The organism is Marinobacter sp. ES-1, assembly GCF_000475255.1.
Classification (GTDB): Bacteria; Pseudomonadota; Gammaproteobacteria; order Pseudomonadales; family Oleiphilaceae; genus Marinobacter; species Marinobacter vinifirmus.
In genome coordinates, this window is sequence record NZ_AXBV01000028.1 from 1 (window position 1) to 23,051 (window position 23,051).

20 protein-coding genes are annotated in these 23,051 nt (G+C 60.0%); 9 read left to right on the forward strand and 11 right to left on the reverse strand.

Translation table 11 applies throughout. From position 1 onward, the window contains the following. Positions 1-335 precede the first annotated feature (335 nt). Positions 336-1,286, reverse strand: a complete 951-nt coding sequence (locus Q668_RS02970) for a DcaP family trimeric outer membrane transporter (RefSeq protein WP_022988111.1) — start codon at positions 1,284-1,286, stop codon at positions 336-338. A 310-nt stretch (positions 1,287-1,596) separates the two neighbouring features. On the opposite strand from Q668_RS02970, the gene Q668_RS02975 reads away from it, so the two are divergent. From Q668_RS02975 to astB, 5 genes are all read left to right on the forward strand, one after another. Continuing rightward, positions 1,597-3,048, forward strand: a complete 1,452-nt coding sequence (locus Q668_RS02975; RefSeq protein WP_036219030.1) for an exonuclease domain-containing protein — start codon at positions 1,597-1,599, stop codon at positions 3,046-3,048. A gap of 59 nt (positions 3,049-3,107) precedes the next feature. After that, positions 3,108-4,322: an aspartate aminotransferase family protein gene (locus Q668_RS02980; protein WP_022988113.1), complete on the forward strand. Its 1,215-nt coding sequence runs from the start codon at positions 3,108-3,110 to the stop codon at positions 4,320-4,322. Positions 4,323-4,593: 271 nt separating this feature from the next. Beyond that, complete coding sequence (locus tag Q668_RS02985) at positions 4,594-5,607, forward strand: arginine N-succinyltransferase (RefSeq protein ID WP_022988114.1); 1,014 nt, start codon at positions 4,594-4,596, stop codon at positions 5,605-5,607. A 25-nt stretch (positions 5,608-5,632) separates the two neighbouring features. Further along, entirely contained in the window at positions 5,633-6,691 is a 1,059-nt protein-coding gene (gene astA, locus Q668_RS02990) for an arginine N-succinyltransferase (protein WP_022988115.1), read from the forward strand. 5 nt (positions 6,692-6,696) lie between these two features. Beyond that, positions 6,697-8,037, forward strand: coding sequence for an N-succinylarginine dihydrolase (astB, locus tag Q668_RS02995; RefSeq protein ID WP_022988116.1), 1,341 nt, complete (start codon positions 6,697-6,699; stop codon positions 8,035-8,037). 6 nt (positions 8,038-8,043) lie between these two features. On the opposite strand, the gene Q668_RS03000 is transcribed toward astB, so the two are convergent. Beyond that, a complete protein-coding gene (locus Q668_RS03000) occupies positions 8,044-8,676 on the reverse strand; it encodes a TetR/AcrR family transcriptional regulator (RefSeq protein ID WP_022988117.1) in 633 nt (210 codons plus the stop codon). Positions 8,677-8,842: 166 nt separating this feature from the next. Here Q668_RS03000 and Q668_RS03005 point away from each other — a divergent pair, with 166 nt between their 5' ends. Further along, the gene (locus Q668_RS03005; protein ID WP_036219033.1) at positions 8,843-9,925 is read left to right on the forward strand and encodes an efflux RND transporter periplasmic adaptor subunit; all 1,083 of its coding nucleotides are present in this window, start codon (positions 8,843-8,845) and stop codon (positions 9,923-9,925) included. Further along, on the forward strand, positions 9,925-12,951 hold the full coding sequence (locus tag Q668_RS03010; protein WP_022988119.1) for an efflux RND transporter permease subunit: 3,027 nt from the start codon (positions 9,925-9,927) through the stop codon (positions 12,949-12,951). Before Q668_RS03005 ends, Q668_RS03010 begins: the two co-directional genes overlap by 1 nt. 18 nt (positions 12,952-12,969) lie before the next feature. On the opposite strand, the gene Q668_RS03015 is transcribed toward Q668_RS03010, so the two are convergent. The 5 genes from Q668_RS03015 to Q668_RS03035 all read right to left on the reverse strand — a co-directional run bounded on the left by Q668_RS03015 (position 12,970) and on the right by Q668_RS03035 (position 17,271). Then, entirely contained in the window at positions 12,970-14,022 is a 1,053-nt protein-coding gene (locus Q668_RS03015; RefSeq protein WP_022988120.1) for a succinylglutamate desuccinylase, read from the reverse strand. 161 nt (positions 14,023-14,183) lie between these two features. Next, positions 14,184-14,906: an ABC transporter permease gene (locus Q668_RS03020; RefSeq protein WP_022988121.1), complete on the reverse strand. Its 723-nt coding sequence runs from the start codon at positions 14,904-14,906 to the stop codon at positions 14,184-14,186. Positions 14,907-14,909: 3 nt separating this feature from the next. After that, a complete protein-coding gene (locus tag Q668_RS03025; protein ID WP_022988122.1) occupies positions 14,910-15,614 on the reverse strand; it encodes an ABC transporter permease in 705 nt (234 codons plus the stop codon). Between the two features lie 52 nt (positions 15,615-15,666). Further along, positions 15,667-16,413: a transporter substrate-binding domain-containing protein gene (locus Q668_RS03030; RefSeq protein ID WP_022988123.1), complete on the reverse strand. Its 747-nt coding sequence runs from the start codon at positions 16,411-16,413 to the stop codon at positions 15,667-15,669. 87 nt (positions 16,414-16,500) lie between these two features. Further along, positions 16,501-17,271, reverse strand: a complete 771-nt coding sequence (locus Q668_RS03035; protein ID WP_022988124.1) for an ABC transporter ATP-binding protein — start codon at positions 17,269-17,271, stop codon at positions 16,501-16,503. Between the two features lie 192 nt (positions 17,272-17,463). Here Q668_RS03035 and Q668_RS03040 point away from each other — a divergent pair, with 192 nt between their 5' ends. Next, positions 17,464-17,895 (forward strand): DUF4124 domain-containing protein, encoded by a 432-nt coding sequence (locus Q668_RS03040; RefSeq protein WP_036219036.1) that lies wholly within the window; start codon positions 17,464-17,466, stop codon positions 17,893-17,895. A 76-nt stretch (positions 17,896-17,971) separates the two neighbouring features. Then, positions 17,972-19,183, forward strand: coding sequence for a multidrug effflux MFS transporter (locus Q668_RS03045; protein ID WP_022988126.1), 1,212 nt, complete (start codon positions 17,972-17,974; stop codon positions 19,181-19,183). 3 nt (positions 19,184-19,186) lie between these two features. On the opposite strand, the gene Q668_RS03050 is transcribed toward Q668_RS03045, so the two are convergent. The 4 genes from Q668_RS03050 to Q668_RS03065 form a co-directional block, all read right to left on the reverse strand. Next, positions 19,187-19,999, reverse strand: a complete 813-nt coding sequence (locus Q668_RS03050; protein WP_022988127.1) for an ABC transporter ATP-binding protein — start codon at positions 19,997-19,999, stop codon at positions 19,187-19,189. After that, on the reverse strand, positions 19,996-20,985 hold the full coding sequence (locus tag Q668_RS03055; RefSeq protein ID WP_036219042.1) for a FecCD family ABC transporter permease: 990 nt from the start codon (positions 20,983-20,985) through the stop codon (positions 19,996-19,998). Before Q668_RS03055 ends, Q668_RS03050 begins: the two co-directional genes overlap by 4 nt. Before the next feature lie 22 nt (positions 20,986-21,007). Then, positions 21,008-21,958, reverse strand: a complete 951-nt coding sequence (locus tag Q668_RS03060) for a FecCD family ABC transporter permease (protein WP_227498263.1) — start codon at positions 21,956-21,958, stop codon at positions 21,008-21,010. 83 nt (positions 21,959-22,041) lie between these two features. Next, entirely contained in the window at positions 22,042-23,001 is a 960-nt protein-coding gene (locus Q668_RS03065) for an ABC transporter substrate-binding protein (RefSeq protein ID WP_022988130.1), read from the reverse strand. Positions 23,002-23,051 lie beyond the last annotated feature (50 nt).

The window sequence follows — 23,051 nt, forward strand, 5'->3', positions numbered from 1 at the left end:
AAAGTAATCGTGTAGATCCTGCATGGCATAGGCTTCTGCGGTTTGGGTAAGTTCAAACAACAGGCTTTGGTCTTTGGCAAGTTTCATGGCATTACCTCACAGAGTTGCAGCGGTTGATGCGGTGAGTGGTTTTCACCGGCTTGCAATTCGGTATTTGCATGAGCTGTGCCAGATTGTTTTCTGGCTTGTAAAGTATTGAATACCCGAGGGAAAGGCCAGAGCCGGGCAGGTGTGGGTTTTGGAAATTGAGCCAGAATGGTGCGTGTGCACCAGCCAGAAACGAAAAACCCCGGCCGGAGCCGGGGTGATTCTGAGTTAACTTCTGATAGGGAGGATCAGAAGTTGTATTGGGCTGCGAACATCAAGCGGTTGGCGTCATCGTCGTCGCCGCCTTGGTTTTCACTGGCGAAATAGCCGTACTCAACCCCCATCTTAACGTTGTTAACTGGAGTCCACATATAGTTAACAAAGGCGCTACTGTTTCTTTCAAGAGCAGTTGCGCCCAGATCGTCAACGTCCAATTGAGTCATGCCGTACTGAATGTTGATGCTGCGTCCACCACCCAAGCTGATGGAGGTGCCGATTACGCCACCGTACCCGGATATGGTTTCCAGGTCCGTTCCGTCTAGATAAGCATCATCACCCCCGGAGCGGTAAAGGTATGCGTTGGCACCATCACTGTAGTTCAGTGCGCCTTGAATGCTGATCATGTCACTAAGCGCCATCTTGGCAGCGACAAATGCGGCATACCCCATGGCTGAGTCATCTTGAGTTCCGGTGTCGTAGGAGTTCTGTTTTACGAGAGCTGCTGCAGAATATGATAAGCCGCCGGCGCTATCTTCCAGCCTTGCAGTTACTGCGGGCATACCGTCTTTGCTGTCATCGAAGCCGCCGCCTTTAGGGTCCTCGATGGAGAATGATAGGGGGCCGCTGGTGTAACGCAGCTGGGCTGAGCGAAGTTGATAACCCGCATTACCTGCAGAACCACTGAAATCAACGGTTGGGGTGTTACCTACGAAACTGTTGTAATTTGACCATGTCTGACCAGCAAGAATGCCGTTGTAGCTTCCGTAAGCGTGGCGAAGGCGGAACCCACCACCGCCATTTCCGTAGAAATCACCTTCGACATTAAAAGTGACTCCGTCTGCATTGGTTGCTTTTACACCAATGCGGCTTTGTGTTGCAGAGGCACCAAAATGTCCATCTACTTCGTTGGTGTCGGTAATAGTTGGGAAGGTTCCGGATTGGCTATTGTCAGCAACGTTCTCGTCAAGATCGTAGCTCATGTTCAGCTTCGCATAGCCGTAAATGCTTGCATCTACCTTGCATCTACATCGCCAGCACTGAAATTGAAGGCGTGCGCATGCCCGGCAACACCAAAAATTGCCGCAGCCGCCGTCGCACGAATGGCCATTCTCAATTTGTTATTTTGCATCGTTGTTGTCTCCACATCTTTATTTTTGTTGGACCCACAAACAAGTTAGTTACGGTTAGGTGACAATTCAAACAGAATTGATCACTCTTTAGACGAATGTCTATAGGCCCTGAGTTCAAGGTGAGCTAAACCAAAGTTGGGCGATCGGCGTACGGTCCATGATGACAACCAGAAACAGTCCCTTGCAGCAAGAAACCTTCGCTTTCCTGGATATTGAAACCACCGGCGGAAACCCGCAGCGCGACAGGATCACGGAAATCGGCATCCGGTTCTGGCGAGCCGGTGAGGTGGTGGGGGAATGGCAAACCTTGCTGAACCCGGAGGCCAGAATTTCCGGTTTTATTGAAAGGCTCACTGGCATCACGAATGCGATGGTGGCTGATGCGCCGCTGTTTGCCGATATCGCTGACAAGCTGGAGCAGCAGCTGCAGGGAAAGGTCTTTGTTGCCCACAACGCCCGCTTTGACTATGGCTTCATAAAGTCCGAGTTCCGTCGTTTGGGCCGGCCGTTCAGTGCGAAGGTTTTGTGCACGGTGCGCCTGTCCCGGGCGTTGTATCCGGAACATAGCCGGCACAACATGGATGCCCTCATTGCCCGTCACAATTTACCTGAGGTGGAGCGGCATCGGGCCATGGGCGATGTAGCGGCGATGCTGGCGTTTTTCGAGCATGCCCGCGCAGAGCACGGTTCGGATGCCATCAACAACGCTATTCGGAAGCTCTTGCAGCGCCAGAGCACGCCCTCAAACGTACCTGCCGAATTATTCGCCGGACTGCCCCATGGCTCGGGGGTTTACCGGTTTTACGGTGACAACGATGTGCTGTTGTACGTTGGCAAAAGCACCAACATAGCGCAGCGGGTGGCATCCCATTTCTCGGGAGACCATCAGTCCAGCCGCGGGCTACGGCTGTCTGAAAGCCTGCGCCGGGTGGAGTTCACAGAAACCGCCGGTGAGTTGGGTGCGTTGCTGCTGGAACTCAAACAGATCAAAACCCTGAATCCCCTCTACAACCGCCGCTCCCGGGCGGCAAAGCAGTTGGCCAGCCTGGTGTTGGAAGAGGGTGCCGGCGGCTATCTGCAGGCACGCATTGCCCGCAGCCTGCAGCCGGATCAGTTGGGGCAGTATTACGGCCTGTTTCGCAGCAAGCGGGATGCGGTGGCGGCGTTACGGGGCATTGCTGGCAAGAATGACCTTTGCGGCAAGCTGCTGGGCCTGGAACCTACAGGCCCCGGGCCCTGTTTCCAGCGAAGCCTTGGGCGCTGCAAAGGTGCCTGTGAGGGTGCCGAGGACGTAACCCGCTACAACCTGCGCATGCAGATTGCCTTCCATGGCCTGCGCCTGAAAACCTGGCCCTGGGCCGGTCCGGTAGCTCTGGTGGAGCAGAATCCGGATAACGAACGCACAGACCTGCTGGTTATCTGGAACTGGATACACCTGCAAACCCTGCACAGTGAAGAGGAACTGGTAGACTTTCAGCCTGGAAACGAACCGGTCACCTTCGACCTGGATTCCTACAAACTGCTGGCCAAGGCACTTCTGGGGAAAGACAAAAACCATCACCGCATCATCGAGTTGCCCGCTGTTGCACAACCGGCTGTTCTTATGCCGTGAGTGGCGTATTATGGGAAGATTCACCCTGTCACTTAGCAATGAGTCACTGAGAGAAACCGATGAACAGAGAACCCGTGTCCCGCGAACTTTTCGATGAAGTTATGGTGCCCAACTACGCCCCCGGAAACATCATTCCGGTGCGAGGTGAGGGCTCCCGCGTGTGGGACCAGAAAGGGCGAGAGTTTATCGATCTTCAGGGCGGCATTGCGGTCACCAGCCTTGGCCACGCCCACCCGGGCCTGGTTGGCGCGCTGCAGGAACAGGCCGAAAAGGTCTGGCACCTGTCCAACGTAATGACCAACGAACCGGCCCTGCGCCTGGCCAAAACCCTGTGCGACCACACCTTCGCCGAGCGGGTATTCTTCGCCAACTCCGGTGCCGAAGCCAACGAAGCCGCCTTCAAGCTGGCTCGTCGTTATTCGTGGGAACGCTATGGCCCGGAGAAGCATGAAATCATCTCCTTCAAAAACGCCTTCCACGGCCGCACCCTGTTCACCGTCAGTGTGGGCGGCCAGCACAAGTACCTGGAAGGCTTTGAACCGGCCCCGGGCGGCATTCACCACGCCGAGTTCAATGACCTGGACTCGGTAAAGGCGCTGATCTCCAAGGAGAAAACCTGTGCCGTGGTGGTTGAGCCCATCCAGGGCGAAAGCGGCGTACTGCCGGCCGATCCCGAATTCCTCAAGGGCCTGCGCCAGCTGTGTGACGAAAACAACGCTCTGCTGGTGTTCGACGAAGTGCAAACCGGTGTCGGCCGCACCGGCTACCTGTACGCCTACGAAATGTACGGCGTAACCCCCGACATCCTGTCCAGCGCCAAAGGCCTGGGCGGCGGTTTCCCGGTCGCCGCCATGCTGACCACAGCCAAAGTTGCCGCAAGCCTCGGCGTCGGCACCCACGGCAGCACCTACGGCGGCAACGCCCTGGCCTGTGCCGTGGCCCAGAAGGTGATCGACACCGTCAGCCAGCCGGAAATCCTCAAAGGCGTCAACGCCCGCTCCGACAAGCTCCGCAAAGGCATGATGGACATCGGCGAACGCTACGGCGTGTTCTCCGAAGTGCGCGGCGCCGGTTTGCTGCTAGGCTGTGTATTGACCGAGCAGTGGCAGGGCAAGGCCAAGGACTTCCTGAACGCCGGGCTGGAAGAAGGCGTGATGGTGCTGATGGCCGGCGCCAACGTGATTCGTCTTGCGCCGTCCCTGATCATCCCGGAAGTCGATATTGAAGAAGCGCTGGAGCGTTTCGAGGCAGCGGTTAAAAAACTGACGGCATAATTCCGAAGCTGCACGGTTGATGACACAGTAGGTGATGGGCCGGGAACGCCCTTCCGGAAATTTCGCAGGCCATGGATGGCCGGAGAGAAGCGCACAGGGGTGAGGCAAGCGTTTATGAAGCTAAGCTTCATGCGTAGCCGAACGACAGCAATCTATGATTGCTGGCTGGACCCGCTTGCGGGTGCTTGTAGCGGTTTCCGGAAGGGCGTTCCCGGTTCAGCACCGGTCGGCTAACGACGTTGTATGTCTTACCGGAAGAGGGAGCAAGCCCATGTGGCGAGTCCGTCCAGCAAAACTGGATGACCTGCAACAAATACTGGACATAGCCGGAACCCAGGGCGCCAGGCTATCTTCTACGCTACCCAAAACCGAACACCGCCTGGCCGAACGCATCAGCCACGCCCAGGCGTCTCTCGCCGCCCCGGCTCCCAAAACCCCACGGCGCATCCTGCTGGTGCTGGAAAATACCGAAACTGGCCAGATAGCAGGTACCGCCGGCATAGACAGCCGCGCCGGCAACGGCGAACCCTTCTACAACTACCGCCGCGACCACCTGATCCACGCCTCCCACGAACTGGGCACCTCCCGGCGAGTCGAGGTGCTTTACCCCAGCCACGGACTAACCGATCACACCTTGCTGTGCGCCTTCAGCCTTCGCCCCGAACTGCGCGAGACGACCGCTTTCGAGCTGCTCTCCCGGGCCCGGATGCTGTTCATTGCCAGCCACCGGGACTGGTTCAGCTCGCGCATGGTGGTGGAAATTCAGGGCGTTCAGAACGAAGACGGCAGCGTACCCTTCTGGGACAGCCTGGGCCGGCACTTCTTCAACATGGACTTTGAAACCGCAGACCAGTACTCCGGCCAGCTCAGCAAAACCTTTATCGCCGAGCTGATGCCGCCCAACCCCATCTACGTCACCCTGCTGAGCGACGCCGCCCAGGCCGCCATCGGCCAGCCCCACCGCCAGACCCAGGCAAATTACGAGTTGCTTCAGCAGGAAGGCTTCCTGCCGGGTAATTACCTGGATATCTTTGATGGCGGGCCGGTTCTGGAGGCTCGCACGGATGGCCTGCGAACCCTGATCACCAGCCACCCGAAAACCCTGCATGGCAGCCACGACGAACATGGTGAAACCTGCCTGGTTGCGGCCGGTGAAGGTGAGCATTTCCGGTGCCTGCTTACCCCGATGGCAGAAACCCTCACCGACGATGTGAAAGTGCCGGTCAGTGCCTGGAAGGGGCTGGAAAAGAGTGCCGGCGACCGGGTAAGGATCTCTCCGCTATGACCACGAAAAAGGGGAGGGCACCAACATGCTGTTGATCCGGCCACTGCAGGAAAACGACCTGGATGCCCTGTATGCCATGGCGCAGAATGCCGGCAAAGGCCTGACCACACTACCGGCAGACACGGAGCTGCTGCAACGCAAGATCGACCGTGCCCGGGACTCCTTCAGCCAGCGTTGTGCCCCGGAGGCGGGCCTTTACCTGTTTGCGCTGGAAGACACCGAAACCGGGCGGGCGGTGGGCATCAGCGGCATCGAAGCCCGGGTGGGGCTCGAGGAAGTATTCTACAACTATCGCCTGAGCCTGACGGTAAACGCCTCCCGCGAACTGGGTGTGCACGTGCGGACGCCCACCCTGCACCTGTCTAACGACATGACCGACACCACCGAAATCTGCTCTTTGCTGCTGGCAGACAATTACAAGGGCGGCGGCAACGGGTTGTTACTGTCCCGCTGCCGGTTCATGTTCCTGGACGAATTTCGCAAGCACTTCTCCGACAAGGTGTTCGCAGAAATGCGTGGGGTGTCGGATGCCAGCGGCCAGAGCCCCCTGTGGGATGCCCTCGGCAGCAAGTTCTTTGATATGGAGTTCAGCCAGGCCGATCGGCTGTCCGGCCTGGGCAATAAGTCCTTCATTGCTGAACTGATGCCGAAATACCCCATTTACTTGCCCATGCTGCCCGACAGCGCCCGGGCGGTGATTGGCCGGGTGCACGACAACACCCTGCCGGCCCTGAAGATGCTGGAAGCCGAGGGCTTCAACTTTAACGGCATGGTCGATATCTTCGACGGCGGCCCGGTGGTGGAAGCCTTTATTCAAAACATCCGCAGCATCCGCGAATCCGTCAACCGGCACGCCATGGTGGTGAGTAAACCGGTCGATCTCGATGTGCCGCCGGAGCAGCGGGTGATGATCTCCAACCGCTCGTTCCGGGATTTCCGGGTAACCACCATTCCCGTGGACTGCATCGAGCCGGATACCATCCGGTTGCCCCGGGATGTGGCAGATGCGCTTCGGGTAGAGTCCGGAGACCCGGTTCGGCTGGCGCCCCTGAAAGATCAATTACGAATTCCGTACCGAAGGTGAGAGAGATGGCAACACACGCAGTTGAAGCGAACTTCGACGGCCTGGTCGGCCCGACCCATAATTACGCCGGGTTATCCTGGGGTAACGTGGCGTCGAAGTCTAACGTGAACGCCGTGTCCAACCCCAAAGAGGCAGCCTTGCAGGGCCTTGCCAAAATGAAAAAGCTGGCAGACAGGGGCTATGTGCAGGCGGTTCTGCCGCCCCATGAGCGGCCCCATATTCCCACCCTGCGGGCCCTGGGCTTTGCCGGCAGCGACCGGCAGGTTCTGGAGCAGGCTGCGCAGGCGGATCCGGCCATCCTGGCGGCGGTGTCGTCTGCCTCGGCCATGTGGACCGCCAATGCCGCTACGGTATCGCCAAGCGCCGATACCGCAGACCACCGCGTGCACTTCACCCCGGCCAACCTGAGTGCCAAGTTCCATCGCTCCATCGAACATAGGGTGACGGGCCGGGCCCTGAAAGCCATCTTCACCGATGAAAGCTATTTCGCCCACCATCCGGCCCTGCCATCCGTCAGTCACTTTGGTGACGAAGGTGCCGCCAACCATACCCGTTTGTGTGCCGGTTATGGCGACCCCGGAGTGGAGTTGTTTGTGTATGGCCAGGCGGCGTTCAATGAAAGCGCGCCGGCACCGGTGAAGTACCCGGCCCGGCAGACGCTGGAGGCCTCCCGGGCGATTGCAAGGTTGCACGGGCTGGACGACCGCCATGCGGTATTCGCCCAGCAGAACCCGGCGGCCATTGATGCCGGCGTGTTCCACAACGATGTGATTGCGGTGGGTAATGGTAGCTGTCTGTTCTACCACGAGCTGGCGTTTCTGGATGAAGGCGGAGTGCTGTCGGATATCCGGGCGCGTTTGGCCGGAACCGAGCTGCAACCGGTGCGGGTCTCAGCGGCAGAGGTGCCGATTGAAGATGCCGTGGCTTCTTACCTGTTCAACAGCCAGCTGCTGAATACCCCGGATGGTATGTTGCTGGCGGTGCCGGGCGAGTGCCGGGAGGTCGCGTCGGTCAGCCGTTACCTGGACAGCCTGCTGCAACAGAATGGCCCCATTACCGCAGTGGAAGTGTTCGATGTAAAGCAGTCCATGCGCAACGGCGGCGGCCCGGCCTGCCTTCGGCTGCGAGTGGTGCTGAGCGATGAAGAGCGGCGTGCCATCAATCAGGGTGTAATTCTGACCGATGCCCTATACGACCGCCTGACCGCGTGGGTAAATGCCCACTACCGGGATGAGCTGAGCCAGCAGGACCTGGCAGACCCGATGCTGCTGGACGAAGTGCGCAAGGCCCTGGATGAACTGACCGGTATACTGGGGCTGGGCTCGATCTACGATTTCCAGCTGTGACAGGCTTCAGCTGGCAATAGAGCGGGTGAGCATGTCCATGGTGTGATGAATCAGGTTGTCGGCGGGAAAGTCCGGGTTTTCCCCCGCTTCTGCCTGACACAGCATGATCACCCCGTGCAGGGCACCGCGCAGATACAGCGCGGTCTGGGCCGGCGAGGCAATGCGCTCCCGGCTCATGGTGCCGTCTTCCAGGCCCTTGTGGATGGCCGCTTCCATCAGCTGCATCAGTTCGTTCTTCGAACACAGCATATCCAGGGCCTGGTCTTCCTCCGCCTCTGCCATGGCGGTTGAGGCCTTGGTCAGGGCTGAAAAGTAATCCGGCGCTTCCCGGTAAAAACGGTAATAGGCATCCCCCATGGCCCGGATCTGGGCCAGCCCGGTATCTGCCGTACTCAGGGCGTTCTCGAATCTTTCCACCAGGCTTTGCCCGGCCCGCAGCATGATGCCGCGCTGAATGGCTGCTTTGTCTTTGAAGTACACATACAGCAGCGCCCGGCTCAGGCTGGCGGTGCGGGCGATGTCGTCCATGGAGGTGCGCTCGTAACCTTTCTCGGAAAACACCAGTTCGGCCGCATCCAGAATGGCTTCGTACCTTGCCTGTTTTTCCCGTTCCCTGCGTGTTTTCAACGGCTCGTTCATGGTGTTTCCGGTTTGCTGACTCTGGGCTGAATAATAACTGATAGGGGATGAAAGCCGATTATTGACAATTTGTCAAAGAATGACATGATGTCGGGAAAATAACGGCGGCTCCTGACGGAAACAGGCGCCAACAAATCATCTATTCAGGGAACGGGGCTGACCAGTCATGTCTCTCTTCGCGCGTTCATTGCCAATAACTCTCGCCAGTATGCTGCTGGCTGTCGTGTCTTTATCCGGCTGTAACAGCAGTGCCTCCGAACCAGCCGCAGATCAGCCGGTATCGGTTCGGGTGGCCGAGGTAACCGGTGGCCAGGTGGTGGAAATTCCGCTGCGCTTCTCCGGCATTGTGCGGGCGGCCCAACGGGCCACCCTGACTTTTCAGGTGAGCGGTACGCTGAAAGAGCGGCCGGTGGAACTGGGGCAAACGGTGAAAGCCGGAGATGTGCTGGCCAGTGTGTACAACCCGGCCCTGGAACCGGCAAGGGATTCTGCTGCGGCCCGGCTGGATGAACTGAAAACCCAGTACGACCAGGCCCAGCGGGAATGGGAGCGTTCCAGCCGCTTGCACCAGCGCGGTGTGGTCTCGGAACAGAGCCTGGAACAGATCGCCGCCCGGCGGGATTCCCTGCGGGCCAGCATGGCCACGGCCCGGGCCTCCCTGGCGGAAGCCACCCGATTACTGGAAGAAAGCGTATTGAAAGCCCCGTTTGCCGGCCAGGTAGAAGCCTTGCTGGTAGAGCGGGACGAATTTGTCGCCGCCGGGCAGCCGGTGGTTCGCCTGTCTTCGCCATTGGGCCGTGAAGTGGAAGTGCGGGTGCCCGCGCATCTGTTGGGTCATGTGCGGCTCGGGCAGGAGCTGCCGGTCTGGCTGGTGCAGGACCGCAACCGGGAGCCGGCTACCGGCACGGTGGTGGAAATTGCCCAGGGCAGCTCCATCCGTGGCGAGCTGCATCCGGTATTGGTGAACCTGCCACCGAATTCCCTTTCTGCCGGTGAACCGGTGGAGGTCGGCATTGCCCCGGTTCAGGAGTCTGCGGTCACCGTGCCCCTGCTGGCGGTGATGCGGGACAGCACGGGCACCAGCGTGTTCCGGGTTGAAAATTCCGTGGCCTACAAGGTGCCGGTGGAAGTAGACCGGGTGATCGGCGAGCGGGTGATGATCCATACCGGTGCCCTGAACCCCGGTGACCAGGTGGTCTATGCCGGTATGACCCGGCTGGTGGATGGCGACACCGTGGAGGTGCGCTGATGACCCGCCGCCTGCTGAATTACCAGCGCTTGCTGGGCATGGTAGTGACCATGCTCTGTGTGCTGGGTATCGCCGCCTACAGCACCATGCCACGCCAGGAAGACCCTACCTTTCCGTACCGGGCCGGCATGGTGACTGTGAGCTATCCGGGCGCCAGCGCCGAGGCGGTTGAGCGCCTGGTACTGCGCCCGTTGACCGATGAACTGCGCCAGGTGGAAGAGCTGGACTGGAGCCAAGGCACAGCACGCACCGGCGTGGCGCTGGCCCGCCTGAAACTGCGTGATCACATCTACGACACCGACAGCGCCTGGGACCGGGTGCGCCAGGCCATGGAACGGGCACGGCAGGATTTCCCGGACGATGTCGGCCTGATGACCCTGGACGACCGGCTGATTGATATTCCTGCGGTGGTGCTTGCGGTGGGTGGTTCGTCGTCCGTCACCGAACTCTCCGGTGTGGCGGAGAAACTGAAGCAGAACCTGCTGGATATTCCCGGCATCTCCCGTATCGACCTTGAGGGCGACGCCGACGAACAGATTACCCTGGCGCTGGACGACGCCGCGCTTTACCGCCTTGGCGTAGCGCCCAAACGCATCCTGGATACCCTGGCCCGGCGAAACCAGACCATCCCCGGGGGCTTTGTGGTGGTGGAAGGCAAGCGGTTGTCGGTTCTTCCCAATACCGAGTTTGCTGATATCGACGCCATTCGCGCTACGCCCATCGAGTTGCCGGATGGCTCCCAGGTGCCCCTGGCGGCAGCCGCGGAAGTCTGGCGCGGCCCGGCGGAGCCCCGGCAGCCGGAAACCTGGTTTGATGGTGAGCGGGTCGTGCTGCTTTCGGTGATCATGGAAGAAGGTTCCACCGACGCCATCCGTTTCGGCGAGCGTATTCGCGAGCGGCTGGAACAGGTACGTGCTGACTTCGAGCCCTACGAAATCCGCGAGATGTTCTTCCAGCCCGACAAGGTATCCGACCGGCTGGACGACCTGGCCTGGAGCCTGGTGCTGTCGGTGCTGATTATCGTAGCAGTGGTGTTTACCGGCATGGGCATTCGCATGGGGCTGCTGGTGGCATCCATCCTGCCCATGGTGGCCCTGATCAGTGTGGGGCTGTACGACCTGGGCGGTGGTGTGCTGCACCAGATTGCCGTGATCGGCATGGTGATCTCGCTAGGTATCCTGATTGATAACGCCATTGTGATTGTGGAGAACATCCAGGGTCACCTGGACGAAGGCATGCGCCGGCTGGATGCCCTGCGTAAGGCCGTTGGCGAGCTGGCCGGGCCACTGGGTGCGTCTACCGGCACCACGCTGGCGGCCTTCGCGCCCCTGCTGATGGCCAAGGGGGGTGCGGCTGATTTCACCCGTGGTGTGCCGGTGATGATCATGCTCACGCTGTCGGTCAGTTACCTGCTGGCCATTTCCGCCGTGCCGCTGCTGGCAGCCCGGTTCCTCAAGCCGCGAAAGAATATCCACAAAGACCGGTTGATGGGCCTGGCCCGTTCGCTGGGTGGCCTGGTATATCGCTATCCGGGCCGTTTGATTGTCGCGGGCACTCTGTTGGTCGCCATCAGCGTGGGCATGACGCCGTTCATGGCCCAGCAGTTTTTCCCCAACGCAGACCGGCCCCGGGTCATTGTCGAAGTGTATCTGCCCGAAGGCACCGACCAGGCACAAACCTCCGAGGCCGCTGCGGAGCTGGAACGGGCCATTCGCGCCCGCCCGGAAACGCTGGAGGTGCACCGGTTTGTCGGTTTCACCGGCCCGGCGTTTTACTACAACCTGCAGCGAGCGCCCCAGGCACCTAACCGGGCCAGGCTGGTGGTGCGCACGCCGGCGCTCGAAGACACCACAGACCTCGTAGACTGGATTCGCCATGAGCTGGCCCCCACGGTTCCGGAGCTGGATATTTCTGCCGGCATCCTGGGCCAGGGGCCGCCGCGTACCGCACCGGTTGAGGTGCGAATTTATCACCCCGATGACGCTACCCGAGCCCGTGCCACCGAGCAGGTGTTCAGTGTGCTGCGTGGCGTAACCGGCACCGTCGACGTACGGCACGACCTGGACATCGGCGTGCCCAGCATTGCCATCAACGTAGACGACGCCACCGCCGCCCGTTACGGCCTGACCCGTGCAGACGTAGCCCAGAGCCTGTACGGCCAGAGCTATGGCGTGGTGGCCGAGCGTTACCGGCAGGAAGATGATCCTATCCCCATCATCCTGCGCTCCCGGGAAGGCACCGCGTTGTCGCTGTCACGCCTGTTGTCGGTGAACACCTACAACGACCAGGGGGATGCCATTCCGCTGTCGGCCGTGGCCACGGTTGAAACCACCTGGGAGCCGGCGGCCCGATACCTGAGAAACGGCGTGCGGGTGAATGCGGTAACGGCGAACCTGGAAGACGGCTACAGCTTCAGCCAGGCCCTGGACGGCTTGTTCGCAGCACTGGACGAACAGCCCCTGCCCGCCGGCACCCGGGTAGAACTGGGTGGCGATGCCGAAGGCTCCAACAATGCCAACAGCGCCCTGCTGACCGCAGCGCCCATCGGCATCCTGTTGCTGCTGTTTTTCCTGCTACTGCAGTTCAACTCCTTCCGCCGGGTTGGCATCATCCTGCTGACGGTGCCGCTGGCCACCGTGGGAATCTTCCCGGGGCTGGTCTTGTCCGGCTCGCCGTTCGGCTTTCAGTCGTTGCTGGGGGTGATTGCGCTGGTGGGCATTGTGGTGAACAACGCGATCGTATTGCTGGATGTGATGGACCGGGAGCTGGAAAAAGGCCGGGCCATTGCCGATGCCGTGCGCACCGCGGTAGAACAACGTACGCGCCCCATCCTGCTGACCACAGCCACCACCGTGGCCGGCCTGCTGCCGCTGGCATTCTCCAGCTCCACGCTGTGGCCACCCATGGCCTGGGCCATTATCTCCGGCCTGCTGGCCAGTACCGTGCTCACCCTGCTGGTGATTCCATCAGTGTGCGCCAAGGTCATCAAACTGCCAGTTGCCGAGCCGGAAAACGCCCCGGCGTAACACAACAGGGCCGGGTCATCACCCGGCCCTGAACTCGTTCTTCGCACGAATCATCAACCCCACACGCTGCCCAACCGGCACATGGGGATTGGGAAACACCACCGCCTCCGGCGCCGTACCCACGCGGTAGCTGGTTTCGTCATCTTCCCAGATCACCGTGCCGGGCTGGTACTGGGTGAAATTGGCCACATCATCCGGCACATGAAACCGGAACGACGGCCCGGTGTTCAACACCTCATGCACCACCTCAAACACGGTTAACCGGTCAAACGGCGGCCGGGCCTGTGGTGCTGGCGCTCCGGAAAACCGACGACGCAATGCCCGTTCAATGCCCCGAAACCGTCGCAAATCATTCCGCCCGAACGCTTCAACCTTACCCAGCTCCACCGTAAAACTCTCGGCCTTCAAAAGGCTGGATGTAAACGACGAAAACACCGTGGATTCCTGGTGTTGAAGCAGCAACGTCTCCACCTCCGCCTCCAGTAAAAACTCACATTGGGCCGCCGGCACCGACCGCCCTGGCACAAACGGATACAAGGCAAACCGCTCCCGCTTCGACGGCCGGATGGCCGTATGCAAATCATAGTGACTCAACGCCAGGCCATGATGCGCCATCGCAAACTGCCGGCACATCTCCTCCAGAAACTGAGCCCGCCGCGCCTCCGGCAACCCCTTGTACTTTGCCTGCCCATGGGCCCCGTTAAACAGCCGGTTCATATTCACATCCAAAAACCGCTGCCCCGCCACCATCGCTGGCGGATTACCCAGAATCAGCAACACCGGACACCCCAGCTGCCACTCCCCGGCAAACAACTCCGACACCAACCCGTTCAACACCTCAATCGGCGCCGTCTCATTCCCATGAACCCCGGCCGACACAATCAGCGCTTCATTGTTCACGTTCTCCCGCCCGGCCGGCGGCGTCAGCCACAACACACCGTTGGCCTTCCGTGAAACCTGTGTTCCGTTCGGCAACTGTCGCTTGGTTTCGGGTAGGTCAGAGGAGGCAGAGGCCAGGGTGTGAGCCAGCCAGTCAGGGTGGAAGTCAAAGAGGTGGTTGGATGCGTTCATGGACTCCCCGTAAGAGGTTCGGGGCCGTCTGGTAGGATAGGTTCTCCGGGAATTTCGAAGGCCATGGATGGCCGGAGAGAAGCGCACAAGGATGTGCTCGTAGCGGTTCCCGGAGAACCTATCCTGCCAGATGGCCGTGCTCCCATAGAAGGGAGCTCAACTTAACCATTAACAGGCCGCTGATGCCGCAAAAGATGATTTTCCAGTTTGCGGAAAACAAACACCAGAATAAACGTCAAAGCCATGTAGCAAAGCGCCACAAAAATAAACGCCTCAAAAGGAGCATAGAACCGCGAATAAATATTACGCGCCGCCCCCGTAAGATCCACAATCGTCACCACACTGGCAATCGCACTCGCATGAAGCATAAAAATCACCTCATTCGAGTATGCCTGAACCGCCCGCCGCGCCGCACTCGGCAGAATAATCCGCCGCATCCGCAGGAACCAGTTCATACCGTAAGCCTTCGCCGCCTCAATCTCGCCATTGGGCGTGGAAATAATCGCCCCGCGGATAATCTCCGTGGTATAGGCGGCGGTATTCAGGGTAAACGCCAGCAGTGCCGGGTACAGCGGTTCCTTGAAAATCTCCCACCAGAAAGTGTCCTGAATACCCGGAATCTGGGCCACACCGTAGTAAATGATGTACAGCTGGATCAGCAGCGGCGTGCCGCGGAACAGATAGGTATACAGCCAGATAGGGCCAGACACGAACGGATTCTTCACGGTACGCAGGATCGCCAGCGGCACCGCCACAACCAGGCCAATCACCAGCGACAGGAACACCAGGTGCACCGTGGTGACCAGACCATCCCAGTACTCCATGATGGTCATGGCATTAAAAATATCGTTCTGGTTCAGCCACTCGGCAATGAAATCAGGCATCACTTAATTCCCCCGAACCACGCCGACATTGGCACGCTTGTCGAGCCACTTGATGAACAACTCCGAACCCGCCGTCAGCGCCAGGTAAACCGCTGCCACCGGAATAAAGAAGTGGAACGGCATGCGCTCGGCCTTGGCGGCTTCTTCGGCCACCCGCACCATATCGGTCAGGCCGATGATCGACACCAGAGCGGTGGTTTTCAGCAGCACCTGCCAGTTATTGCCGATGCCGGGCAGGGCATGGCGCAGCATCTGCGGAATCATCACCCGACGGAAGGTGTGCCAGGTGGAAAAACCATAGGCTCTGGCGGCCTCAATCTGGCCCTTTTCAACAGCCAGGAACGCGCCCCGGAAGGTTTCCGTCATATAGGCGCCGAAAATCAGCCCGATGGTCACCACGCCAGAGATGAACGGGTCGAACTGGAAAAAGAAGTCGATTTCACGGGTTTCCCACAGATAGTCCGACAGGGCATTCACCGCCACCTGGCCGCCGTAATAAAACAGCAGCATCATCACCAGGTCTGGTACGCCACGAATCAGCGTGGTGTAGGCGGTGGCGACACCGGTCAGCACACGGCTGCCAGAGAGCTTCGCCGAGGCGCCAAGCAGGCCCAGGGTGAGGGAGAGTGCCAGTGAGAAGAAGGCCAGTTCAATGGTAACCACGGCGCCTTCGGCGAGGGCCGGGCCATAGCCTTTCAGATCAAGCATGGGAATGTCCGGAAAGCAGGGGAGCAGCCATCAGGCTGCTCCCGGGGTCAGGTTAAATCTTGATGTCGTAGTTGAAGTATTTCTGCATGATGGTGTCGTAGGTACCATCTTCTTTCAGCTTCTTCAGGGCCGCGTTCACGTCGTCAGCCAGCTTGGCATCGCGCTTGCGCATGGCAACGCCAACACCTTCACCGAGTTTTACCGATTCGCCGACTTCTTTGTAGCCTTCGCGGTTCAGGATGGTCTGCTCGCCTACCGGATAGTCAACAAAGACCGCGTCCAGACGCTGGCCTTCCAGGTCCAGGACCATGTCTTCAGCGGTGGTGTAGCGCTTGATGTTCACCACGCCACCCATGTTCTCGGTTACGTAGGTGTCCATGGTGGTGCCGCGCTGCACGCCCACGGTCTTGTCTTTCATGGCGTCCATATCGGTGACGTCAGTGTTGAAAGACTCAGGGCCGAACCAGCCGCCCGGGGTGATGTAGTACGGCTCGGAGAACAGCACCCGCTCGGCGCGCTCCGGGGTGATCGACATGGAAGACATGATCAGGTCGAACTTACGGGCCAGCAGGCCGGGAATCATGCCGTCCCACGCCTGGATAACGAACTCGCAGTTGGCCTGCAGTTCTTCGCACATGGCGGTTGCCAGCTCCACTTCGAAACCGGTCAGTTCGCCGTTGTCATCACGGTACTCGAACGGCTCGTAGGGAACATCAAAGGCGATCCGCAGATCCTGGGCCTGGGCGGTGCCGGTCATCATGGCCAGGGCACAGCTTGCTGCAACAATCAGTTTTTTCATGTGTCACTTCTCCAGTAATTTGCCGTTAAGGCTTTATTCTTTGTGGAAGTTTCAGTTCCATTACCGGTTTCAAGATAGCACCGGGATTCAGAACTTGGGAGCAAGAAATTGCTTCATGCGCTCGGATTCCGGGTGATCGAACACCTTGTCCGGTGATCCCTGCTCCTCAATCACGCCCTGATGCAAGAACAGGACCTGGGTAGACACATCCCTTGCAAAAGCCATCTCGTGGGTAACCACAATCATGGTGCGGCCTTCCTCGGCCAGACTTTGCATAACTTTCAATACTTCGCCCACCAGCTCCGGGTCCAGGGCCGAGGTGGGTTCGTCAAACAGCATCACTTCCGGTTCCATGGCCAGGGCTCGGGCAATGGCCGCACGCTGCTGCTGGCCGCCGGACATCTGGGCCCGGTAGTAATCCTTGCGCTCATAGATGCCGACTTTGTTCAGATACGCCTCGGCCCGCTCGATGGCTTCCTTTTTAGGAATTTTTAGGACATTCACCGGGGCTTCTATAATGTTTTCCAGGACGGTCATGTGGGACCACAGGTTAAAACCCTGGAAGACCATGGACAGCCGGGCGCGAATCAGTTCTACCTGCCGGTTATCGGCCGGAATGCGCTCGCCCTTGCGGTTGTTTTTGAACCGGATTGGGTCACCGTGCACGATAATGTCGCCGGAAGTGGGTGTTTCCAGCAGGTTAATGCAGCGCAGAAAGGTACTTTTACCTGAACCGGAGCTGCCGATCAGGGAAACCACATCGCCCTTGCGGGTTTCCAGAGAGATGCCCTTGAGGACTTCAAGCTGATCAAAGGTCTTGTGGATGTCCCTGCAAATCAGAGGCGCGGGTTCCGCCATGGGGTGACTCCTGGGGGCTGTCATTCAAAAGCGCATGTTTTACGGACTGTAGCCGTGGAAATCAATACCGCTTTGTAGGGTTTTGGTGAAAATAGCAGCAGTTTCCTGCAGAATATTCTGGCGTAATGTTTGATCAATGCAAGCAATACCATAATCAGATTAGTCATAAACACTTTCACAGGATGTGGAATCATGCCAAGGATAATGGCCCTGAGCCTGCTATGTGTGGCGCTGACAACACCCGCGACCGCCGAAATTTACCGCTGGACGGATGCCAACGGCGCCATCCACTTCTCCGATACGCCTCCGAAACAGCAGCGGCATTCCAGTGTGACGGTACAGCCGCCGGTGACTGTGCCCATGAGTGAGAACATCCGCCAGGCCGACAAGGTGCACCGGAGCCGGGCTGAGGTGGACCGCCTGCTGGAGCCCGGTTCCCGGGACCGCTATGCGCGGGCCCGGGAAAGCGCAAAGCTGGCCAGACAGTGTGAGAAATACCGAAAGCAGCTGGACCGGATTCAGGGCCAGCTGAGGGCTGGATACGGCAATGACCGGGGCAACAGGCTGCGGCAAAAACGGCGCCAGGTCAGTCAGTTATACAGCCGGGAGTGTATGCTCAATTAGTCGGGTTTGCGGAAAACTCTGATTGCTGTTTGATAATAATTACTGTTAGCTATCTACCTTGCACAGGAGGTAGATTTTGTCCCACTTTCAGCTCGCACTGTTACTCGGCATGACCGTTGCGCTGGGGCCGTTGGCCCTGGATGCGTATTTGCCGGCGTTTCCGAATATCGCCCGGGACTTTGATATACCCCTTAGCGATGTTGGCCTCACCATCAGCGCCTATGTGGCAGCGCTGGGGTTGGCCCAGCTAGTCGGCGGCCCCTTATCCGACCGTTATGGTCGCCGTAATATCCTGTTTTTTGGACTGGCGGTTTTTGGCATTGCTTCGTTGATGGTGGCCCAGGCGGTTTCGCTGAGTGAGATGATTTCCTGGCGTGTAGTGCAGGGAATTGGTGGCGCCTTCTGCGCGGTATCGGTACCGGCTATTGTGAGGGATCAGGTGGGCGGTCAGGAAGCCGCCCGGCTGTTTGGTTTGATCGGCCTGATCATGTTTATCGCGCCTGCCGCAGCGCCCGGGCTGGGTGCGGCCATGCTCGCCTTCGGCAACTGGCATTGGATCTTCGTACTTTTGGCAGTTTATGGCGTGTTCCTCGCGGTCGTGCTGAAACTGGCACTGTTTCCGAAGCTGAAGCCACGGCCACGGGCGAACACGCCGGTCAAAACTCTGGTCACCAACTACATGCTGGTGCTGCGGCATAAAACCACTATGCGCTTTGTCGGCATCCAGGTGCTGTGTTTCAGTACCATGATGCTGTTTATCACCCATTCCTCGTTTATCTATCAGGAGTGGTATGGCCTATCCAACAGCCTGTTTTCCATTCTGTTTGCCGCCAACATTGTGCTGATGGCGTTGTTTAACCTGGCCAACCGCCCGTTGCTCCGGAGGTTTTCGTCTGTGGCGCTGCTGCGGGCTCAGGTAATACTGCAGTTTGGGGCGCTGGTTGCGCTGGTTTGCGTTGTGATGCTCGGTGGGCCGTTCTGGGCGGTGGTCACCTGTTTGATTGCCGCTATTGGCTGTCAGGGCGGGATTGTGCCAAATAATATGGCGAATGCTCTGGAATTCTTCCCGCACCTGGGGGGGACTGCAGCCGCCATGTTGGGGGCGTCCCAGTTCACCATCGCCGGTGGCGTGAGCGCGCTGTCTTCGGCCTTTGGTGGCGATTCGCTGCTGCAGATTGTGATCAGCATGCTGGCCTGCTCAGTGGGAGCAGTGTTGCTATCACTGGGTGCCCCAGCGGCAGTGGCCCGGGAGAAAGCCGCGGAAGCGGCGCCGGAGGCTGTGACCTGAGGTTCAGGCCGCGCTGAAGTTGCTGTTGCGCCGCACATTCACCAGCAGCGGGCTTCCGGTGGCCGGGTCCTGAATCAGGTCGCAGCTAACCCCGTAAAGGTCCTGCACCAGCTCCGGCGAGACAATCTCCGCCGGAGTACCTTCCTCGATAATCTTTCCGGCTTTCATGGCCACCATGTGGTCCGCATAGCGGCAGGCGCTGGCCAGGTCGTGCACCACCATGGCGATGGTCTTGCCTTGCCCGCTCAGGGTACGAATCAGTTCGAACACTTCAATCTGGTGGCCCAGGTCCAAAGCCGAGGTGGGTTCGTCCAGCAGCAGCAACGGCGTTTGCTGGGCTACCGCCATGGCAATCCAGGCCCGCTGACGCTGTCCGCCCGAGAGGGTATCCAGCGCACGCTCCGCCAGGCCGGCAACGTCTGCCGCCTGTACTGCATGATCAAACGCCTGCTGATCTTCGTTTGACCACTGCTTCATCCAGCCCTGATGGGGCTGGCGGCCGAAACGTACCAGGTCGGCCACGGTCAGGCCTTCCGGGGCGGTGTTGTCCTGGGGGAGCAGCGCCAGTTTGCGGGCTACGTCTTTGGACGGCAGGCGGTGAATGTCCTTGCCGTCCAGCAGCACCGAGCCCTTTGCCGGTGCGTGGATACGGGCCAGGCCGTTCAGCAGGGTGGATTTGCCGCAACCGTTGGGGCCGACAATGGCGGTCACCTTGCCGGTGGGCAGGGCCACGCTCAGGTTTTCGGCCACGGTGAAATGGCGATGGGCCAGGGTAATGCTGTCTGCAGCCAGGGTCGCGGTTTGTGCAGGGCTCATGTCAGGCTCCTTCGGGAAGGTTTCAGCAGAATCCACAGCAGGTAGGGGCTGCCGACGATGGCGGTAATGATGCCCACCGGAATTTCCAGTGGCGAAAACAGGGTGCGCCCGAGCAGGTCTGCAATCACCATAAAGGTGGCTCCGGCCAGCGCCGAGGCAGTCAGCGGAACCTTGCCGGGCCGGCAGATGGTTCGGGCCAGCTCCGGTGCCAGCAGGGCAATGAGCCCTACCGGGCCGCACACCGAAACCGCCAGGCCGGTGAGCAACACCGACAGCGCCAGCCCCAGAATACGGGTGGCTTTCAGGCGGGTGCCCAGGGCGATGGCCACAGCATCGGAAAACTGCAAGGTATTCAGGGCCCGGCTGATCAACATCAGGATGGCATAGCCGGCGGCCAGGCCGATGGCCAGTACCAGCACACTGTTGCCGGAGCGGGCATTCAGGCTGCCGACGGTCCACGGATAGGCGGCGTTGGCAGCATCGATGGCCACCCGGCTGAGCAGTACCTGGGTAACTGCGCCGGCAATGGCGCCAATACCGATGCCGGCGACAATAAACCGGTAACCCCGGGTACCGTTGGCACCGGCCAGGCCAAAGGCGATGGCAGTAGCGCAGGCAGCACCGGCCAGGGCCATGGCAGAGGGGGCCAGGGACAGGCCAACGCCCACCACGGACGCTACGGCAAAGGCAGTGGCGGCGTTATCGATACCGATAATGCCCGGCGTGGCCAGGCGGTTTCTGGCCAGGGTCTGCATCAGGCAGCCGGCCATGGCGAGGGCCGCGCCGCTCAGCAGGCCGGCAACAACTCGGCTAAGGCGCAGTTCATTGACGACAAAGGCGGTCATCGGGTCTGCGTTGCCCATGAGGGCCTGCAGAACATCTGGTGGTGAGACCTGAACGGTGCCCATCGACAGCGATGTGATCACCGCCAGTAGCAGCAAAACCAGCAGGCTGCTGTTGGCAAGGGTGGTGCGTTTATCCGGCATGATCAATCAGTAAACCTCAGGGTTACAGCGACGGCATACGGCCGGCACGAACAATGGCCAGCAGCACCGGTGCGCCGATCAGCGCGGTGACCACACCAAGGGGCAATTCCGCCGGGGCGGCGATCAGGCGTGACACCACGTCGGCCGCCAGAATCACCGCAGGCCCTACCGGCACACACAGCCACAGGGTTTTGCGGATATCCGGCCCGGAAAATGCCCGGGCAATAAAGGGCACCACCAGCCCGACAAAGATCAGCGGCCCCGCCAGGGCGGTGGCGGAACCCACCAGCAAGGCCACCGCCAGCACGATCAAAAAACGGATGCGCCCCGGATGATGCCCCAGGCCTACGGCCGCTTTTTCGCCCAGCGCCATGGCGGCGAGAGGCCGGGCAACGATGACGATCAAAGCCAGCGCGATAACGATCGAAGGCAGGGTGGCTTGCAGCATGCTGAGCGGTTTGCCGGCGATGCTGCCGGTGATCCAGAAGCGGATCTCATCAGCGGCTCGTTGGTCCATCAGCATCAGCATGGAGGTGAGCGCCAGCAGCAGGCCGGTTAGAGTGGCACCGGCCAGAATCAGGCGGACCGGGTCGTTACCCAGCCCCTGTACCCGGGTGGCCGCGATAACCAGTGCACAACCGGTCAGGGCGCCCAGCTGGGCAACGAAGCTGGTCAGGGTGGCGGTGCTGGCGCCAAACAGGATGGCCAGGGCCACGGCAAAGCCACTGCCGGCACTTACGCCCAAAAGGCCGGGTTCGGCCAGCGGGTTGCGGGTCATCGACTGCAGCAAGGCGCCGGCCAGGCCAAGCGCAAGGCCGGTCACCAGGCCGATGATGGTGCGTGGCAGCCGTAATTCGCTCACCACAAACCGGGCTTCTTCGCTGCCACTGCCGGCGAGCACCATAAAAGCTTCGCTGGCCGAGATCGGGCCGGCCCCGTAGAGCAGGCTGGCGATGATGATCAGAAACAACAAAAGCCCCGCCGCAATAAGCGGCAGGGAAAGAGCGCGAGACGCAACTGCGCTGGTTGGGGATAAAGCGTTCAAGGGCTCGGCCTTCAGGGCTGGATTGCGTTCACGGCAGCTTCGATATCATCCAGGATCGCAAGCGCGGCAAGGGGGCCAGTGGCGCTGGTCCAGAGCTGGCCGCTGACACCGATAACCTGGTCATTCTGCACCGCATTCAGCCGGGCAAAGGCCGGGGACTTGCGGGCGGCGTCCAGCGCCTTGTCGCCGTCTTCGTTCAGCGTGGCCAGGAACACCCAGCTCTGGTCCATGCTGGACAGGTTTTCCAGGCTCAGAGGCTCGCTGTGCGGGCGTCCTTCTTTCACCAGATCCTTGTCGGTCAGTTCAAAACCCACGGCCTGCAGCAGCGATGCGGAAAACAGGCCCTCAGCCATCACCAGCGGCCCCTGGGGCATCCAGCGCACCAGGGCGGCATCACGCTGACCGGCAGGGATCTTTGCAGAGACCACTTGCGCCACTTCGCTAATTCGCTCCTTCACCTGCCCGATTACCTTTTCAGCCTCGGCTTCGCGGCCCATGGCCTTTGCGAACAGCCGGGTTTCCCGTTCCCAGCTGTCTGGCTGGAACATGGGCACGTTGGAGGCAACCACCGGGGCAATACGGGACAGCAACGCCACCTGCTGCTGGTTAATGCGGGGCGGAGCCAGGATCAGGTCTGGCTGTGCGGCAATCACCGCTTCGATATTGGTTTCCGCCGGTGCGCCAACAATCGCGATGTCGCCGGCTTCAGATTTGATGTACTCGGCCACGTCGCTGCCGCCACGGGTAATGACTGCCCCCACGGCATTGGCATCAACCGCCAGCGCAGCGTCCAGTGCGCCTTCGTACAGGGTGACTACACGCTCTGGCTGGCCGCTGATCTGCACCGGACCGTATGCGGATTCAACCGTGCGGGTTTCGGCCATGGCCTGGCCGAGGCCACCAGAAGCTACGGCGACAACGGTCAGGGCTTGAACCAGTGTGCTGCGAAGGCGGTTTGATAGCTGTGACATACCGGAAATTCTCCATGCCGTGGCGTTAGATAGTTTGCAATTCAAAGTTG

Coding starts and splice junctions, on each gene's coding strand:
- Q668_RS02970 (WP_022988111.1), bottom strand. CDS start 1,286: ATGAGCTACGATCTTGACGAGAACGTTGCTGACAATAGCCAATCCGGA.
- Q668_RS02975 (WP_036219030.1), top strand. CDS start 1,597: ATGACAACCAGAAACAGTCCCTTGCAGCAAGAAACCTTCGCTTTCCTG.
- Q668_RS02980 (WP_022988113.1), top strand. CDS start 3,108: ATGAACAGAGAACCCGTGTCCCGCGAACTTTTCGATGAAGTTATGGTG.
- Q668_RS02985 (WP_022988114.1), top strand. CDS start 4,594: ATGTGGCGAGTCCGTCCAGCAAAACTGGATGACCTGCAACAAATACTG.
- astA (WP_022988115.1), top strand. CDS start 5,633: ATGCTGTTGATCCGGCCACTGCAGGAAAACGACCTGGATGCCCTGTAT.
- astB (WP_022988116.1), top strand. CDS start 6,697: ATGGCAACACACGCAGTTGAAGCGAACTTCGACGGCCTGGTCGGCCCG.
- Q668_RS03000 (WP_022988117.1), bottom strand. CDS start 8,676: ATGAACGAGCCGTTGAAAACACGCAGGGAACGGGAAAAACAGGCAAGG.
- Q668_RS03005 (WP_036219033.1), top strand. CDS start 8,843: ATGTCTCTCTTCGCGCGTTCATTGCCAATAACTCTCGCCAGTATGCTG.
- Q668_RS03010 (WP_022988119.1), top strand. CDS start 9,925: ATGACCCGCCGCCTGCTGAATTACCAGCGCTTGCTGGGCATGGTAGTG.
- Q668_RS03015 (WP_022988120.1), bottom strand. CDS start 14,022: ATGAACGCATCCAACCACCTCTTTGACTTCCACCCTGACTGGCTGGCT.
- Q668_RS03020 (WP_022988121.1), bottom strand. CDS start 14,906: ATGCCTGATTTCATTGCCGAGTGGCTGAACCAGAACGATATTTTTAAT.
- Q668_RS03025 (WP_022988122.1), bottom strand. CDS start 15,614: ATGCTTGATCTGAAAGGCTATGGCCCGGCCCTCGCCGAAGGCGCCGTG.
- Q668_RS03030 (WP_022988123.1), bottom strand. CDS start 16,413: ATGAAAAAACTGATTGTTGCAGCAAGCTGTGCCCTGGCCATGATGACC.
- Q668_RS03035 (WP_022988124.1), bottom strand. CDS start 17,271: ATGGCGGAACCCGCGCCTCTGATTTGCAGGGACATCCACAAGACCTTT.
- Q668_RS03040 (WP_036219036.1), top strand. CDS start 17,464: ATGCCAAGGATAATGGCCCTGAGCCTGCTATGTGTGGCGCTGACAACA.
- Q668_RS03050 (WP_022988127.1), bottom strand. CDS start 19,999: ATGAGCCCTGCACAAACCGCGACCCTGGCTGCAGACAGCATTACCCTG.
- Q668_RS03055 (WP_036219042.1), bottom strand. CDS start 20,985: ATGCCGGATAAACGCACCACCCTTGCCAACAGCAGCCTGCTGGTTTTG.
- Q668_RS03065 (WP_022988130.1), bottom strand. CDS start 23,001: ATGTCACAGCTATCAAACCGCCTTCGCAGCACACTGGTTCAAGCCCTG.